This window comes from Pseudotabrizicola alkalilacus (assembly GCF_003443995.1).
GTDB classification, from domain to species: domain Bacteria; phylum Pseudomonadota; class Alphaproteobacteria; order Rhodobacterales; family Rhodobacteraceae; genus Pseudotabrizicola; species Pseudotabrizicola alkalilacus.
In genome coordinates, this window is the sequence record NZ_QWEY01000003.1 from 236,026 (window position 1) to 251,129 (window position 15,104).

General features: G+C 64.0%; 14 protein-coding genes. 5 read left to right on the top strand and 9 right to left on the bottom strand.

Going from position 1 to position 15,104, the window contains the following annotated elements; genetic code table 11:
* Positions 1–48 precede the first annotated feature (48 nt).
* Positions 49–1,254, top strand: a complete 1,206-nt coding sequence (locus D1012_RS07900; protein ID WP_118150837.1) for a M23 family metallopeptidase — start codon at positions 49–51, stop codon at positions 1,252–1,254.
* 85 nt (positions 1,255–1,339) lie between these two features.
* On the opposite strand, the gene D1012_RS07905 is transcribed toward D1012_RS07900, so the two are convergent.
* From D1012_RS07905 to tatA, 4 genes are read right to left on the bottom strand one after another with little or no spacing between them, the layout of a single operon-like run.
* Positions 1,340–2,179 carry an ATP-binding protein gene (locus tag D1012_RS07905; RefSeq protein ID WP_118150839.1) on the bottom strand — a complete coding sequence of 280 codons (840 nt, stop codon included), beginning with the start codon at positions 2,177–2,179 and terminating at the stop codon, positions 1,340–1,342.
* Positions 2,176–3,093 carry a twin-arginine translocase subunit TatC gene (tatC, locus tag D1012_RS07910; RefSeq protein WP_118150841.1) on the bottom strand — a complete coding sequence of 306 codons (918 nt, stop codon included), beginning with the start codon at positions 3,091–3,093 and terminating at the stop codon, positions 2,176–2,178. The genes D1012_RS07905 and tatC overlap by 4 nt, the downstream gene beginning before the upstream one ends.
* Positions 3,090–3,704 carry a Sec-independent protein translocase protein TatB gene (gene tatB / locus D1012_RS07915; RefSeq protein WP_118150843.1) on the bottom strand — a complete coding sequence of 205 codons (615 nt, stop codon included), beginning with the start codon at positions 3,702–3,704 and terminating at the stop codon, positions 3,090–3,092. Before tatB ends, tatC begins: the two co-directional genes overlap by 4 nt.
* A gap of 52 nt (positions 3,705–3,756) precedes the next feature.
* Positions 3,757–3,972 (bottom strand): twin-arginine translocase TatA/TatE family subunit, encoded by a 216-nt coding sequence (gene tatA, locus D1012_RS07920; RefSeq protein WP_118150845.1) that lies wholly within the window; start codon positions 3,970–3,972, stop codon positions 3,757–3,759.
* Positions 3,973–4,144: 172 nt separating this feature from the next.
* Between tatA and D1012_RS07925 the strand changes: the two genes are divergently transcribed.
* On the top strand, positions 4,145–4,822 hold the full coding sequence (locus D1012_RS07925; protein ID WP_118150847.1) for a helix-turn-helix transcriptional regulator: 678 nt from the start codon (positions 4,145–4,147) through the stop codon (positions 4,820–4,822).
* A gap of 6 nt (positions 4,823–4,828) precedes the next feature.
* On the opposite strand, the gene D1012_RS07930 is transcribed toward D1012_RS07925, so the two are convergent.
* On the bottom strand, positions 4,829–5,926 hold the full coding sequence (locus D1012_RS07930) for an ABC transporter ATP-binding protein (protein ID WP_118150849.1): 1,098 nt from the start codon (positions 5,924–5,926) through the stop codon (positions 4,829–4,831).
* Between the two features lie 193 nt (positions 5,927–6,119).
* Positions 6,120–6,899 (bottom strand): SDR family oxidoreductase, encoded by a 780-nt coding sequence (locus D1012_RS07935; RefSeq protein ID WP_118150851.1) that lies wholly within the window; start codon positions 6,897–6,899, stop codon positions 6,120–6,122.
* Between the two features lie 130 nt (positions 6,900–7,029).
* On the opposite strand from D1012_RS07935, the gene D1012_RS07940 reads away from it, so the two are divergent.
* Both D1012_RS07940 and D1012_RS07945 read left to right on the top strand, forming a co-directional pair.
* Positions 7,030–8,049, top strand: coding sequence for a Hint domain-containing protein (locus D1012_RS07940; RefSeq protein ID WP_118150853.1), 1,020 nt, complete (start codon positions 7,030–7,032; stop codon positions 8,047–8,049).
* A gap of 70 nt (positions 8,050–8,119) precedes the next feature.
* A complete protein-coding gene (locus D1012_RS07945; protein WP_118150855.1) occupies positions 8,120–9,718 on the top strand; it encodes a peptide chain release factor 3 in 1,599 nt (532 codons plus the stop codon).
* 21 nt (positions 9,719–9,739) lie between these two features.
* On the opposite strand, the gene D1012_RS07950 is transcribed toward D1012_RS07945, so the two are convergent.
* Positions 9,740–10,591, bottom strand: coding sequence for a transglutaminase-like domain-containing protein (locus D1012_RS07950; RefSeq protein WP_118150857.1), 852 nt, complete (start codon positions 10,589–10,591; stop codon positions 9,740–9,742).
* A gap of 262 nt (positions 10,592–10,853) precedes the next feature.
* Here D1012_RS07950 and D1012_RS07955 point away from each other — a divergent pair, with 262 nt between their 5' ends.
* Positions 10,854–12,482, top strand: a complete 1,629-nt coding sequence (locus D1012_RS07955) for a DEAD/DEAH box helicase (RefSeq protein WP_118150859.1) — start codon at positions 10,854–10,856, stop codon at positions 12,480–12,482.
* Between the two features lie 113 nt (positions 12,483–12,595).
* Here the strand turns inward: D1012_RS07955 and D1012_RS07960 are convergent, their stop codons facing one another.
* Both D1012_RS07960 and D1012_RS07965 read right to left on the bottom strand, forming a co-directional pair.
* Positions 12,596–14,272: a ribonuclease J gene (locus D1012_RS07960; RefSeq protein ID WP_118150861.1), complete on the bottom strand. Its 1,677-nt coding sequence runs from the start codon at positions 14,270–14,272 to the stop codon at positions 12,596–12,598.
* On the bottom strand, positions 14,269–15,042 hold the full coding sequence (locus tag D1012_RS07965) for a type III pantothenate kinase (protein WP_118150863.1): 774 nt from the start codon (positions 15,040–15,042) through the stop codon (positions 14,269–14,271). Before D1012_RS07965 ends, D1012_RS07960 begins: the two co-directional genes overlap by 4 nt.
* Positions 15,043–15,104: the final 62 nt, after the last annotated feature.

The following is a 15,104-nucleotide window of genomic DNA, read 5'->3' on the forward strand; positions in this document are numbered from 1 at the left end:
CGAAACAAAGGGCGGGAAACACCGTCCGACACACAAAAGAGGCAGAGCATGACCCGCGATTTCCCGGCCCGGACGGCCCCCCGCCTGCGACTTCTGTGGCTGGGAGGTGCTTTTGCAGCGCTGTCGGCCTGCACGCCCACCACTGGCGGCAGCCCGTTCACCGGGCTCGACTGGGATCTGCGCAACGGTCCCGGTGTGCTGGATACCTCCGAGGCCGCTCTGCGCGCGACCGAACGGCGGCCGTCGCCCGACGGGCGCGGCGTGATCTCTTATCCCGGCTATCAGGTCGCAGTGGCGCGGCGTGGCGATACCGTCGGCTCGGTCGCCGCCCGTGTCGGCATCGGCGCGGATGAGCTGGCGCGCTATAATGCTGTCATGCCGGGCGACACCCTGCGCGACGGCGAAGTCATCGCCCTGCCCCGCCGGATCGCCGATACCGGCCCGGTTCAGGGCAGCGGCATGATTCCGGCACCAACGGGCGCAGGCCCCGCCCCGGTGGATGTCTCCAGCATCGCCACCACCGCGCTGGACCGGGTGGGTACACCCACCCCGCCCGCCACCACCAAGCCCAGCACCGGGCGCGAACCCGTTCGGCATCAGGTGCGGCGGGGCGAGACGGCATTTTCAATCGCGCGCAGCTACAACATCTCGGCCAAGGCGCTGGGGGAATGGAACGGGCTTGGCGCCAACCTTGATGTCCGTGAAGGGCAGTATCTGATCATCCCGCTCGCCTCTGATGCGCCGCCGCCCGCCACGCAAACGGTCAGCCCGCCCGGTGCAGGATCGGCCACGCCAACCCCGCCTTCGGCCACCAAACCGCTGCCCGCAGAAAAGACCGCGCCCGCTGCGACCAAGCCAAAGGAAACCCCCGCCTCGCCCGATCTGGGGGCACAGCGCAGCACCTCGACAAAAATGCAGATGCCGGTGCAAGGCTCGATCATCCGCCCCTATGCCAAGGGTCGCAACGATGGCATCGACATTTCTGCTGCGGCGGGCACGCCGGTCAAGGCTGCCGCCGATGGTACGGTGGCTGCGATCACCACCGATACCGCGCAGACCCCGATCATTGTGGTGCGTCATGCCGACAACCTGCTGACGGTCTATGCCGGGGTGGACGGGATCACGGTGAAAAAGGGCGATACGGTCAGCCGGGGACAGAGCATCGCCAAGGTGCGCGCCGGCACACCATCGTTCCTGCATTTCGAAGTGCGGCGCGGGGTGGACAGCACCGATCCGGTCGCTTTCCTGCAATAGGCACGCTTATGATCCCCGTCGGATGCCTCCGGCGGGGATATTTAAGGACAGAAAATGAGCCAGAGTGCAGGTTTCTGTGTCGCGCTCAGAGCCGCACACCTTCGCGGGCGGCGAGATCGCAGAAGAACTGCCACGCCACCCGGCCCGAGCGGGCGCCGCGCGTGGCCTGCCATTCAATCGCCTCGGCCCGCAAGCGGCCTTCGGCGACGTTGACGCCATAGGCGGCGCAATAGCCCCGGATCATGTCGAGGTAATCGTCCTGACTGCAGGGATGAAACCCGAGCCAGAGGCCGAAACGGTCTGACAGCGAGACCTTTTCCTCGACCGCCTCGGACGGGCTGATCGCGGTGGAGCGTTCGTTTTCGATCATGTCGCGCGGCATCAAGTGGCGGCGGTTTGACGTAGCATAGAGCAGCACATTGTCGGGGCGGCCTTCGATACCGCCATCCAGCACCGCTTTGAGCGATTTGTAATGCTGGTCGTCATGGCTGAACGACAGGTCATCGCAAAACAGGATAAAGCGCGCGTCTGAGGTGCGCAGCAGCGCCAGCAGGCGTTGCACCGATGGCAGATCCTCGCGCGCGAGCTCGACGATCTTCAGGGCCAGCCCTTCGGCCAGCACCGCCGCATGGATCGCCTTGACCAGCGAGGATTTCCCCATGCCGCGCGCGCCCCACAAGAGCGCGTTGTTGGCCGGCAGGCCGCGCGCAAAATGGCGGGTGTTGTCCAGCAACGTATCCCGCGCGCGGTTCACCCCGATCAGCAGCGACAGATCCACGCGTGCGACCCGCGCCACCGGCTCCAGCCGGTCGGGGTCGGTGTGCCAGGCAAAGGCATCGGCGGCGGTGAAATCCGGGGCCGGACGTGGGCTGGGTGCCAGCCGCTCCAATGCGTCGGCGATGCGGGCCAAGGTGTCTTCGGTCATGCCGGGTGGTCTTCCTCATCGGATTCGGGGTCTTCCCACAGCCCTTGGGCGCGCAATTCGGCCTCGCGCTTTTTCTCGATCCGGCGGATCAGAAAGATCGAGACCTCATAGAGCGGATAGACCGCCAGAAACAGGATCAGCTGGCTCATGATATCGGGCGGCGTCACCAGTGCCGCCACCATCAGGATCAGCACCACCGCATATTTGCGCGTGCCCGCCAGACCCGCGGCCGAGACCAGTCCGGCCTTGCCCATCAGGGTCAAGAGCACCGGCAGCTGAAAACACAGGCCAAAGGCAATGATCAGCTTCAGCGAGATATCCAGCGTTTCGTTGACCTTGCCCTGAAACACGATCTCGATGCCCTGATTTTGCACCGCCTGCGTCAGAGGCGTCGCGACCGGAACATCGGTAATCGGCGCATCGGAGATCGCCGGCAACAGGGCCGACACCACCGAAGTTGCATCGGCAAAGCCGAGGAAAAAGCTCATCGCCAGCGGGGTCACGATATAATGCGAAAACACCGCACCCAGAATGAACAGCAGCGGCGAGGCGATCAGAAACGGCAGAAACGCATTCTTTTCATTGCGGTAAAGGCCCGGAGCCACGAAACGCCACATGTGATACGCAATGACCGGAAACGACAGCGCCAGCCCCGCCACCACCGAGATATGGATCAGGGTAAAGAAATACTCCTGCGGGGCTGTGTATTGCATGATCGGGTTGGGGTTGCCCAAGGCCCGCATCGCATCTTCGATCGGTTCCAACAGGAAAGCCAGGATCGGTTCGGCCACCAGAAAACACAGAACCATCGCCACGATAAAGGCCGAGACCGCCCAGATCAGGCGGTTGCGCAATTCGGCCAGATGCTCGATCAGGGGGGCCGAGCTGTCGTCGATCTCGTCTGACTTGGTCATGCGTCGGCCTTGGGGGTCTGATCGGATTTCGGTTTGCGCGGGGTGCGGGGCTTTTTCGGCTTGGCGGCGGTGTCAGCGGCCGTGGACGCGTCAGGGGTCGGGGTGGATTTCTTCAGCTTTGCCGCCGCCTCTTTGACAATCGCCTGACGCGCGGCCTTGGCCTCGGTCAGCGCCTGCGTGGCCGGGCCCATCGGCGGCTTGGGCGCGGCAACGGGCGCCGGATCGGCGGGCGGAGTGGCTTGCGGATCAGGCTGCAATTCGGGTGTGGGCGCGGGGGCAGCAACTGGGGCCGCATCCGGCTGAGCCTTGGCCGTCGGGCGCGCCGCGTTTTTCAGCGGATCCCATTTCTCGAATTTGGAGGTGGCTTCCCGCACCGCCTCCAGCCCCATCGACTTGGCCGAGGTCACGTTTTTCAGATCCTTGGCCACATCCTTGACACCGGCCTCATCTGCCGCCGCCTCCATCGCACGGGAAAATTCCCGGGCCATGCCGCGCATCTTGGCGGTAAAGCGGCCAAGGCTGCGGAACAGCTCGGGCAGGTCTTTGGGGCCGATCACGATCAGCGCAACGATCCCGATGACAAGCAATTCGGACATGCCGAAATCAAACATGGCGCGGGGCTTCCTTTCCGCTCAGACGGGTCCGCACAGGCGGGACGGCGGATCAGATCTTGTCTTTTTCCGGTTCAGGCGTGACATCGCGCACCGGGGTATTCGAGGCGTTTTCAATCTCTTCCGAGCTGTCCTTCACGCCTTTCTTGAAGGCGGTGATGCCCTTGCCGACTTCCCCCATCAAGGACGAGATCTTGCCGCGCCCGAACAGGACCAGCACCACCACCGCGATGAGAAGAAGGCCGGGAAGGCCGATGTTGTTCAGCATGTCTAATCCTCCTGATGACCGGGGCGGCATGTCGCCCAGCGTCGCCTGCCTCCTCACTACCCCCGCACAAGGCCGGTTCCTAGCCTGATTCAGTGCCCGCAAGGGGGCTTTTCCCCCAGATACCTGACAGCTATATGTCAGTTGCCTCCCCTTGAGCTGACCATAGGACATCATGCGCCGCACCGACCGCCTGTTCGACCTGATCCAGATCCTGCGCGACGGGCGGCTGCACCGTGCGGGCGAGATGGCCGAAAGCTTAGGCGTCTCGGTGCGCACGATCTGGCGCGACATGGCGACGCTGATGGCCTCTGGCCTGCCGGTCGAGGGGGAACGGGGGGTTGGCTATATCCTGCGCGCGCCGATCACCCTGCCGCCGATGATCCTGACCGGGGCCGAGCTGGACGCCTTGCGCGCCGGGGTGCGGCTGGTGGCCGACGGGCCCGATGCCGCCCTTGCCCGCGCGGCCCGGGTGCTGGCGACCAAAATCGCCAGCGTCACCCCCGCCCCGCCCGAGGCAGATGCCGATGATCTGTTTGTCTTTACCGGCAAGGAGACCAACCGCGCCACCGCGCATGTGCCGCTGCTGCGCCGCGCCATCAAGGCCCGGCAGCGGCTGACGCTGACCTATATCGACCCTGAGGGCCGCGAGACCCATCGCGACATCCGCCCGCTGGCGCTGGACCTGACCGGGCGGGTCTGGACCCTTGCGGCCTGGTGCGAACACCGCGGCGGGTTTCGCAGCTTTCGCGTTGACCGGATCATGGCGATTGCCGAAACGGAGGAGGTTTTTCCGACCGAGCCGGGCCGCACACTGGCCGATTACCGCGCGCTGATGGCAGGCGACAGCTGAGCCCGGCTATTTCGCCGGGAACACGAAACAGCGGTCGCGGCGGATCATCAGCCACAGCACGGTGCCGGGCTTGGGCAGGAACACCCCCGGTACACTCGCCGTCAGGGTCGATCCGTCAAAGGCCATGCGGAATTCAACCAGACTTTCGCGCCCCAGATAGCGCGCGCGGATCACCGAGCCGCTGGCGGGCGTGCCCTCTTGCGGTGTCGGATTGGGGCCGCGCCCGGCCCGGTCAAAGTCGATCTTCAGATGCTGGGGCCGGATCACGATATCCACCGCCGCCCCATCCTCTTGCCCCGGCGTCAGAAACGCCCCGAACGGCGTTTCGGTCAGCGCCCCGCGCGAGGTGCCACGGATCACATTGATATCGCTGAAAAACGCCGCCGCCGCCTTGTCCACCGGAGTATTATAGACGTTATAGGGCGCGCCGCTTTGCACGATCCGGCCACCGCGCATCAGCGCAATCTCGTCGGCCATCCGCATCGCCTCATCCGGCTCATGGGTGACCAGCACAACGGCGGTGCCCTCGTCCTTCAGAATATCCAGCGTGGTGTCGCGGATGCCGTCGCGCAAACGGTTGTCGAGGCCGGAAAACGGCTCGTCCATCAGCATGACCTTTGGCCGCGGGGCCAAGGCGCGGGCCAGAGCGACCCGCTGCTGCTCGCCGCCCGACAGCTGATGCGGATGCTTGGCACCAAAGCCGCTCAGCGTCACCCGCTCCAGCAACTCATCCACCCTGCGCATCCGCGCGGCCCGGTCGCCCTTCAGGCCAAAGGCCACATTCTCGGTCACCGTCAGATGCGGGAACAGTGCAAAATCCTGAAACATCAACCCGACCGAGCGATGCTCCGGCGGCACGTGCCGCCCCGGCCCCGCCACCTCGGCCCCGTCGATCAGGATGCGCCCGCCATCCGGCCGGTCCACCCCGGCGATCATCCGCAACGTGGTGGATTTGCCGCAGCCCGATGGCCCCAGAAGACAGGTCACCTGCCCCGCCGCCACCTCAAGACTGACATCATCCACCACGGCCCGCCCGCCAAAGGACCGGCTCAGGTGATCCACGATCAAACGGGGTTCTGGCAGGCGGGGCTGTGCGGCTTGCATGATTATCCTAGGCTTTCCGTCAACTTCCCCTAGCAGCCCACCCGCCGCAGGGCAAGAGCGCGGCAAGTTGCATTTTCCGTCCTTAAATATCCCCGCCGGAGGCTCTTCCCGAGGAGACGCGGCGCAGCCGCGCGACGAGATAAACAGCTTGCGCGCCTTGCGCGCTCAATAAGATCCCGCCGCATCAGCCCGCTCAGATGGTTGCGTTGGTGGCGCCGCCGTCCAGCAGAATGTTCTGCCCGACGATGAACCCCGCATGAACCGAGCACAAAAACGCGCAGGCCGCGCCGAACTCCGCTGCCGTGCCATAACGACGGGCGGGAATCGTGGCGGCACGGCGGCTGCGGGCCTCGTCTGCCGTGATCCCTTCGGCCTTCATCACGCCCGCATCGAGTGCTGTGGCGCGGTCGGTGTCGTGGATGCCGGGCAGCAGGTTGTTGATCGTCACGCCATGCGGGGCGACCTGCCGCGCGGTGCCTGCGACATAGCCGGTCAGCCCGGTGCGGGCGGCGTTGGACAGGCCCAGTTGTGCAATCGGCGCTTTCACCGACTGGCTGGTGATGTTGATCACCCGGCCCCAGCCCGCGTCGATCATCCCTGGCAACAGCGCCGTCATCAGCGCAATCGGCGTCAGCATATTGGCGTCCAGCGCCTTGATGAAATCGGCGCGGCCCCAGTCGCTCCACACGCCCGGCGGCGGGCCACCGGCGTTGGTCACCAGAATATCGACCGTCCCCGCAGCCGCCAGCACCTGCGCGCGGCCCTCATCACTGGTGATGTCGGCGGCAACGGTGGTGACGCTGACCCCATGTGCGGTGCGGATCGCGGCGGCAGTCGCCTCCAGCGCATCGGCCCCGCGCGCGTTCAGGATCAGATCGACCCCGGCGGCTGCCAGAGCCTCGGCACAGCCGCGCCCGAGCCCCTTTGATCCCGCACAGACAAGTGCGCGTTTGCCCCTGATCCCCAGATCCATATCCGCCCCTCCGCTTGGTTACTCTGCCTGCCTAGCAGCCGGTGCTGCGTTGACGCAAGAGGGGCTTCGGGCTAAGGCAGGGCGGTGGCCTGTGGGGCGGCCACGAGGTTACAAAACGGAAACAGACAGCATGACCCCTCCGCTTCCCGATCCCGCAGCGCTTCCCGGCCACGCCTGTCAGGTGTTTCCGGCAGAGTGTATTTACGTGATTCACGGGGTGAATGCCGGGGATGGCCTGTCCGGGCCACAGGATGTCTGCGAAGGCGATATTTACGCGCTGGAAGAAGAGGTGCAGCCGCTGCGGCTGATCCTGTCACATGCGCAAGAGGGTCAGCGGGTGGCCACCGGCAGCCAGATCGGCCAGCCCGGAGAGGCGATCCGGCTGGAGGCGCGCTATACGCTGATGGCCCCCGATGGCGACAAGATCGACCTGATGCTGATGCGGCTGGACTCTGGGGCGGGCGTGGTTCTGCCGCTGTCGCCAATGTCGGGGGCCGCCGATTACACGCTGGTCGCCATTGATGACGCGCCCGAGGCGGTGCGGCTGGCCGATCTGTTGTGCGTGTCTTTCGCGGGCGGCACCATGATCACCCTTGCCGATGGCCGTCAGCATCCGATCGAGGCGTTGCGCGCGGGCGACAAGGTGCTGACCCGCGACCATGGCCCGCAGCCGCTGCGTTGGCTGGGCAAGGCGACGTTGCGGGCACAAGGGGCGTTTGCGCCGGTGGTGATCACCGCAGGCACATTGGGCAATGCGGGCGATCTGATCGTCAGCCCGCATCACCGGATTTTCCTCTATCAACGCCAGCGTCGGGCCGGGCTGCAAACCTCGGAGCTGCTGGTGCAGGCCAAGCATCTGGTGGATGACGAGCGGGTGTTCCAGCGTGTCGGCGGTTTCGTCGATTACTACTCTCTGGTGTTTGACCAGCACGAGATCATCTATGCCGAAGGCGTGCCCGCAGAAAGCCTGATGGTGAATGATGCCACCCTGTCACGCCTGCCCGCTGACATGGCCGAAGATGTCAAAGCGCAGTTTCCCGGTCTGGCACAAGTGCAGCATTTCGGCACCGAAGCCAGCCGCCAGTTTCTGGATGAGGTGGGCCGGTCGGCGCTGTATTCCCCGCCGCGCCGGGGCGCTGAGGAAAAGTAGGCGCTTTCGCCCTGCCCTTTGCTGTCACGGACAATGGACGGGCGTTTCGCTTTGCGATAAACGCGCCGGTATGTTGAACAACCGCCCCTCCCTTCCGCCCGAGATCGCCCGCAGGCGCACCTTTGCCATCATCGCCCACCCCGATGCCGGCAAAACCACGCTGACCGAAAAATTCCTGCTGTTCGGCGGTGCGATCCAGATGGCCGGACAGGTCCGCGCCAAGGGTGAGGCACGGCGCACGCGGTCGGACTTCATCAAGATGGAGCAGGAGCGCGGGATTTCAGTCTCGGCCTCGGCCATGTCATTCGATTTCCGCGAGTTCCGCTTCAATCTGGTCGATACCCCCGGCCACTCGGATTTTTCCGAAGACACCTACCGCACCCTGACCGCTGTGGATGCCGCCGTGATGGTGATTGATGGCGCGAAAGGCGTGGAAAGCCAGACCCGCAAGCTGTTCGAGGTGTGCCGGTTGCGCGATCTGCCGATTCTGACGTTTTGCAACAAGATGGATCGCGAGGCGCGCGACACGTTCGAGATCATCGACGAGATTCAGGAAAATCTGGCGATTGACGTGTCGCCCGCGTCATGGCCCATCGGGTCGGGGCGCGACTTTCTGGGCTGCTATGACATTCTGAATGACCGGCTGGAATTGATGGACCGCGCCGACCGCAACCGGGTGGCCGAAACCATTCAGATCAACGGTCTGGACGACCCGCTGCTGGCCGAGCATGTCCCAGCAGACGCATTGGCCAAACTGCGCGAAGAGCTGGAGATGGCAAAAGCGCTGCTGCCCGCCTTTGACCGCGCCGCACTTCTGAACGGCTCGATGACCCCGATCTGGTTTGGCTCGGCGATCAATTCGTTCGGCGTCAAGGAGCTGATGGACGGCATCGGCAAATATGGGCCAGAGCCCCAACCGCAACCGACCGCCAGCCGCAAGGTGGCACCGGAAGAATCCGCCGTCACCGGCGTCGTCTTCAAGGTGCAGGCCAATATGGACCCAAAGCACCGTGACCGCGTGGCCTTTGTGCGGCTTGCGTCGGGGCATTTCGAGCGCGGCATGAAGCTGACCCATGTGCGCAGCAAAAAGCAGATGGCGATTGCCAACCCGGTGATGTTCCTTGCCGCCGACCGTGAGCTGGCGGAAGAGGCCTGGGCTGGGGACATCATCGGCATTCCGAACCACGGGCAATTGCGCATCGGTGATGCGCTGACCGAGGGTGAGGCGTTGCGCTTTACCGGCATCCCATCCTTTGCGCCCGAACTGTTGCAAGGCGTGCGCGCGGGCGACCCGATGAAGGCCAAGCATCTGGAAAAGGCGCTGATGCAGTTTGCTGAAGAAGGGGCTGCGAAAGTGTTCAAGCCGATGATCGGCTCTGGCTTTATTGTCGGCGTTGTTGGCGCGTTGCAATTTGACGTGCTGGCCAGCCGGATCGAGGCGGAATATTCGCTGCCAGTCCGGTTCGAGGGCAGCCAGTTTTCATCGGCCCGCTGGGTGCAGGGGCCAAAGGCCGAAGTTGAGCGGATGACCAATATCAACAAACAACACATGGCCACCGATCACGATGGCGACGTGGTGTTTCTGACCCGCCTGCAATGGGATATTGACCGCGTGGTGCGCGACTATCCCGAGTTGCGGCTGACGGCGACCAAGGAAATGATGGTCTAATAAAGGGGGCGAAAGCCCCCTTTATTGCGCCGCCTCCTGCGACATGCCCGATGCCGCACCGTCAGAGTCCGTCACATCATCGGTGATCACCCGGAACGACCGCAGCTCGTGCTGGCCGAAGGATGTGATCATCGGCACATCCACCGCGTCACGGCCATAGGCGATCACGATCCGCCCGATCCGTCGCTTGTTGTTGCGCGGGTCAAAGGTGTGCCAGGCCCCGCCCAGATACACCTGCATCCAGGCGGCATAATCCATCGGGTCAGTGGTGTAGGGGATGCCGAAATCACCCAGCTGCCCGTTCACATAGCGCGCCGGAATGTTCATGGCGCGGCACAGCGTGATCGCCAGATGGGCGAAATCGCGGCACACGCCCCGGCCCTCTTGCCAGGCGTCATAGGCAGTACGGGTGTTCCGGGCATCGCCATAGTTGAACCGGATATGGCCGTGAACATAATCGCAGATCGCCTGCACCTTGCTCCACCCCGGTGGCAGATGACCGAACAGATCCCAGGCGACCTGGCTCAGCTTGTCAACCTCGCAATAGCGCGAGGACAGCAGATACATCAGCGCCTCATCCGGCAGATCAGAGACCAGATGCTCCTGAGCGTCGGGCGTGACCGGGTCCAGCTCGCCACTGTGATGCATGAATCCTTCGCCCTGCAGACGGATCAGCCCGGCAGGGGCCGTGAAGCGGCGGCAGATGTTGCCAAAGCTGTCGGTGTAAATCTCTTCCGCCACATCGGGCGAGCGGGTGTGCACCTCGGGGCGGGCCATGTTGCCGCTCAGTTCGGGCCGGGCGCTGACCATGGTGACCACAGGGGTTTCTTGTGCGCAGAACAACGTGAAATCATAGCCGTAACGGATCAGCATAGGGTGCCCTTTCAAACGGCTTTATGCGCAGAGTGCGGACCAAGCGTAGCATGCGCGCGCGCCCATCCCTAATCGCCTGTGCAGTTCAAACGCTCAGAGCGCGATTTGGTTGCATGACTGCCCGAAAAGTCGCCACATTGACCTTTGCTGCAATTTGAGATAGGGCCTTGTGCAGTCCGCATACGGCGGGCACTGCCGGGGCGCCCAAGTGTTGCGTCCCTTTTCATGATTTGCGGGCCGATCCCGCATCCAAAGGACGCTGATGCTGAAATTCTCCGACCTCGCGCTGGACCCGCGCGTTCTGCAAGCCGTTATTGATACCGGCTATGAAACCCCGACCCCCATTCAGGAACAGGCGATTCCCTTCGCCCTGGAAGGCCGCGACGTGCTGGGCATCGCCCAGACCGGTACCGGGAAAACCGCCAGCTTTACGCTGCCGATGATCACCCGGCTGGGCCGTGGCCGGGCCCGCGCGCGGATGCCGCGCAGCCTTGTGCTGTGCCCCACGCGTGAATTGGCCGCCCAGGTGGCAGAAAACTTTGACACCTATGCCAAGCACACCAAGCTTACCAAAGCGCTGCTGATTGGCGGCGTGTCCTTTGGCGAGCAGGACAAGCTGATCGACCGGGGCGTTGACGTGCTGATCGCCACACCGGGCCGGCTGCTGGACCATTTCGAGCGCGGCAAGCTGTTGCTGACCGGGGTGGAAATCATGGTCGTCGATGAGGCCGACCGGATGCTGGACATGGGCTTTATCCCTGATATCGAACGCATTTTCCAGCTGACCCCGTTCAGCCGCCAGACCCTGTTCTTCAGCGCCACCATGGCGCCGGAAATCGAGCGGATCACCAATACCTTCCTGACCAATCCGGCCCGGGTGCAGGTGGAGCGTCAGAACTCTGCCTCGACCACCATCGAACAGGCACTGATCCAGTTCACGCCCACCCGCCGCGACCGCAGCTTTACCGAAAAGCGCGCCGTGCTGCGCAGCCTGATCAAGGGCGAAGGCGAGAGCTGCACCAACGCCATCATCTTCTGCAACCGCAAGATGGATGTGGATGTGGTCGCCAAATCGCTGAAAGCGCATGGCTTTAACGCAGCGCCAATCCATGGCGATCTGGAACAGTCGCAGCGGATGAAAACGCTCGATGCTTTCCGCGACGGATCCCTGCACCTGCTGGTGGCGTCCGACGTGGCGGCGCGGGGCCTCGACATTCCGGCGGTCAGCCATGTGTTCAACTTCGACGTGCCGTCGCACCCGGAAGATTACGTGCACCGCATCGGCCGCACCGGCCGGGCCGGTCGTCTGGGCAAGGCCTATACGATCGCGGTGCCGAATGACGACAAATACCTTTCGGCCATCGAATCGCTGCTCAAACAGCCGATCCCGCGCGGTGTGGTGCCAGAGAGTGCGCTGACCGGGCTGGACGAGTTGTCTTCGGACAAGCCGCGCGAAGCCCGCGGCGAGGGACGCGGCAAACCGCGCGAGCGCGACCGCAACCGCAAACCCAAGCGCGATGAAAGCGCCGTCCCCGCCAGCATGGAGCCGATTGCGGTTCCGGTCGCAGCCGTGGTCGAGGTTGTGGCCGAGGCCCCAGCACCGCGCCGCGAAGAGCGTCGTGATGACCGCCGCTCGGAACGCCGCGATGAGGCTCCGCGCGAAGAGCGCCGGACCGAACGCCGGGATGAGGTGGCGCCGCAGCGTGAACGCCGCGATGACCGGCGGGAAGACCGCAGGGATGATCGCCGTGACGACCGCCGCGACCGCCGCGAACATGCGGTGGTTGGCATGGGCGACCATGTGCCGGATTTCATCCTGCGCAGCTTCAAGATCTCTGCCGTGACGGCTGACGATGCCGAAGATGAACCAGCCACCGGCACCGACGGCTGACCGCCCCGATTTTTCTGCGAAAAATCAAAGGCCCTGCAGCAATGCAGGGCCTTTTTCTATTTGCACCAGCCCGATGCAGGGGCTGGTGATTTTTCGCAGAAAAATCGTTCCGGCTATTCGGCCTGCAGTCGGCTGACCACCACAGTCACCTCGGGCTTTTTGCCGATTTCTTCCATGGAAACCTGACGCACAATGCGGCGCAGGGCTTCATCAAGCTTGGCATCATCGCGCAGAACCTTGGCCCCGGCGGTTTCCAGATAGGCCGAGAGATCCCCCTCCAGCGTCTCCGCCAGATTGCGTTCCCCGCGCCCGACTTCCGGCAGGCCCGACAGTTCGACCCAGGCCTCGCCCAGTGGTTCGTCGGATTCGTCCAGAATGACCGTGACCATGGCATGGCCGTTCAGCGCCATCCGAATGCGGTCGCGCACCACGCCGTCCATCGCCCCGATCAGCACGTTGCCGTCGAGATAGAGCCGTCCGGTTTCGATATATTCGGCAACCTGCGGCATCTCTCCGGTCAGATCCATCATCATGCCGTTGGTGACGACCTCTGACGCGATACCGGACTCGGTGGCGATCCGGGCATGTTCGCGCAGGTGGCGGTGCTCGCCATGCATCGGGATCAGCATGTCGGGCAGCAACAGCCGGTGCACATGCTCCAGATCGGGGCGGTTGGCATGACCGGAGACGTGGTACAGACCGTTGCAATCATCGACAACATCAACGCCCAGCTCGGAAAATGCGTTCATGATCTTGAGAACGCCGCGCTCATTGCCGGGAATGACCTTGGAGGAGAACAGGAAGGTATCGCCCTCTTTCATCTGCAAGCCCAGGTACTTGCCCCGCGACAGCTGCGCCGAGGCCGCGCGGCGTTCGCCTTGGCTGCCGGTGACCAGCAGCATCAGATTGCCACGCGGAATATCCTGCGCCTCTTCGGGCGAGACCAGACGCGGGAAGCCGGTCAACACGCCGGTTTCCTCCGACGCCGACAGCATCCGCCGCATCGACCGGCCCAGCACGCAGATTGAGCGATCCGACGCGCGCGCCGCTTCGGCCAGGGTTTTCAGCCGTGCGACGTTGGAGCCAAAGGTGGTCGCCACCACCATGCCGCCACGCGACGAGATCAGCTCGCGCAGCGCGGTGCCGAGGGTGGATTCCGACCGGCCCGGATGGGTGGAAAACACATTGGTGGAATCGCACATCAGCGCCTTGATCGGGCGCTCTTCGGCAATGGCCTTGATGGCCTCGTCATCCCAGGGCTCGCCCACCACCGGGTTGTGGTCGATCTTGAAATCGGCGGAATGGAAGACCCGGCCCGCAGGCGTGTCGATCACCAGCGCACTGGCTTCGGGGATCGAATGGCTGACCGGCACGAACTGCACATCAAACGGCCCGGCCTGAATGATCGAAGGGCGCGGCTCGACCGTGGTGATGATGTCCAGCGGAAGGCCCATCTCATCCAGCTTCAACCGGCCAATGGTCGCAGTAAAGCGACGGGCATAGACCTTTGATTTCAGCTTGGGCCACAACAGGCCAAGCGCGCCGATGTGGTCCTCATGCGCGTGGGTGATGAAGATACCGTCAATCCGGTCGGCCCGCGCCTCCAGCCAGGACACATCGGCCATGATCAGATCGACACCGGGGCTGCCATCCATATCAGGGAACGTCACCCCGAGATCGACAACGATCAGACGCTCGCGCCCCTCGGGTCCATAGCCATAGACATAGCAATTCATCCCGATCTCACCCGCGCCACCGAGGGGAAGATAGATCAGACGGTTCACGCTCATGCGGTTTCCTTGTTGAAGTCGTGGATCAGGACGAGGCCATGCATGGTCAGATCATCCTCGATCTTGTGAAATAAATCTGTGCCTTGGGCAAACAAGGAGGCAAGCCCCCCGGTTGCGATAACTTTGGTGGGACGGTCGCGTTCGCGGCGCACTTCACGCACGATGCCTTCGACCAGCCCGATATACCCCCAATACACGCCTGATTGCATGCAGGCCACCGTATTCGTGCCGATGGCTTTGGCGGGTTTGGCCACGTCGATATGCGGCAGGGCTGCGGCAGCCATGTGCAGCGCCTCCAGGCTGAGGTTGACGCCGGGCGCGATCACGCCGCCGACATAGGCCCCGTCGGTGTCGACCACATCAAACGTGGTGGCGGTGCCGAAATCGACCACGATCAGATCGCCGCCATGCCGGTCATGCGCGCCAGCGGTATTGACCAGACGGTCGGGGCCGACCGTGGTGCCCTGATCGACCCGCGGGGCCACCGGCAGGCGACACTCCGGTTTGCCCACCACCAGCGGGCGGCAGCCGAAATAGCGGTCACACAGCACCCGCAGGTTGAACACCACGCGCGGCACGGTGGAGGAGATGATCGCCTCGGTGATCGTGGCCTCGGTCCCGGTCATCGCCATCAGCGACGACAGCCAGACGAAATACTCATCCGCCGTGCGGGTGTGATCGGTGGCGATGCGCCAGGTGGAGATGAACCGCGTGCCATCCCAGATGGAGAACACGGTATTGGTATTGCCGCAGTCGATGGCGAGAAGCATGGGGCAGATTTCCCGGCGTTTGGTCTGGAGGAGCGGACAGGACCGGGGGTTTCACACCCCCG

Excerpts from the sequence above, each read along its gene's own strand:
- D1012_RS07925 (WP_118150847.1), top strand. The coding sequence starts at position 4,145 with ATGCGCCGCACCGACCGCCTGTTCGACCTGATCCAGATCCTGCGCGAC.
- tatC (WP_118150841.1), bottom strand. The coding sequence starts at position 3,093 with ATGACCAAGTCAGACGAGATCGACGACAGCTCGGCCCCCCTGATCGAG.
- D1012_RS07905 (WP_118150839.1), bottom strand. The coding sequence starts at position 2,179 with ATGACCGAAGACACCTTGGCCCGCATCGCCGACGCATTGGAGCGGCTG.
- tatA (WP_118150845.1), bottom strand. The coding sequence starts at position 3,972 with ATGCTGAACAACATCGGCCTTCCCGGCCTTCTTCTCATCGCGGTGGTG.
- D1012_RS07940 (WP_118150853.1), top strand. The coding sequence starts at position 7,030 with ATGACCCCTCCGCTTCCCGATCCCGCAGCGCTTCCCGGCCACGCCTGT.
- D1012_RS07965 (WP_118150863.1), bottom strand. The coding sequence starts at position 15,042 with ATGCTTCTCGCCATCGACTGCGGCAATACCAATACCGTGTTCTCCATC.
- D1012_RS07945 (WP_118150855.1), top strand. The coding sequence starts at position 8,120 with ATGTTGAACAACCGCCCCTCCCTTCCGCCCGAGATCGCCCGCAGGCGC.
- D1012_RS07935 (WP_118150851.1), bottom strand. The coding sequence starts at position 6,899 with ATGGATCTGGGGATCAGGGGCAAACGCGCACTTGTCTGTGCGGGATCA.
- D1012_RS07960 (WP_118150861.1), bottom strand. The coding sequence starts at position 14,272 with ATGAGCGTGAACCGTCTGATCTATCTTCCCCTCGGTGGCGCGGGTGAG.
- D1012_RS07930 (WP_118150849.1), bottom strand. The coding sequence starts at position 5,926 with ATGCAAGCCGCACAGCCCCGCCTGCCAGAACCCCGTTTGATCGTGGAT.
- tatB (WP_118150843.1), bottom strand. The coding sequence starts at position 3,704 with ATGTTTGATTTCGGCATGTCCGAATTGCTTGTCATCGGGATCGTTGCG.
- D1012_RS07950 (WP_118150857.1), bottom strand. The coding sequence starts at position 10,591 with ATGCTGATCCGTTACGGCTATGATTTCACGTTGTTCTGCGCACAAGAA.
- D1012_RS07955 (WP_118150859.1), top strand. The coding sequence starts at position 10,854 with ATGCTGAAATTCTCCGACCTCGCGCTGGACCCGCGCGTTCTGCAAGCC.
- D1012_RS07900 (WP_118150837.1), top strand. The coding sequence starts at position 49 with ATGACCCGCGATTTCCCGGCCCGGACGGCCCCCCGCCTGCGACTTCTG.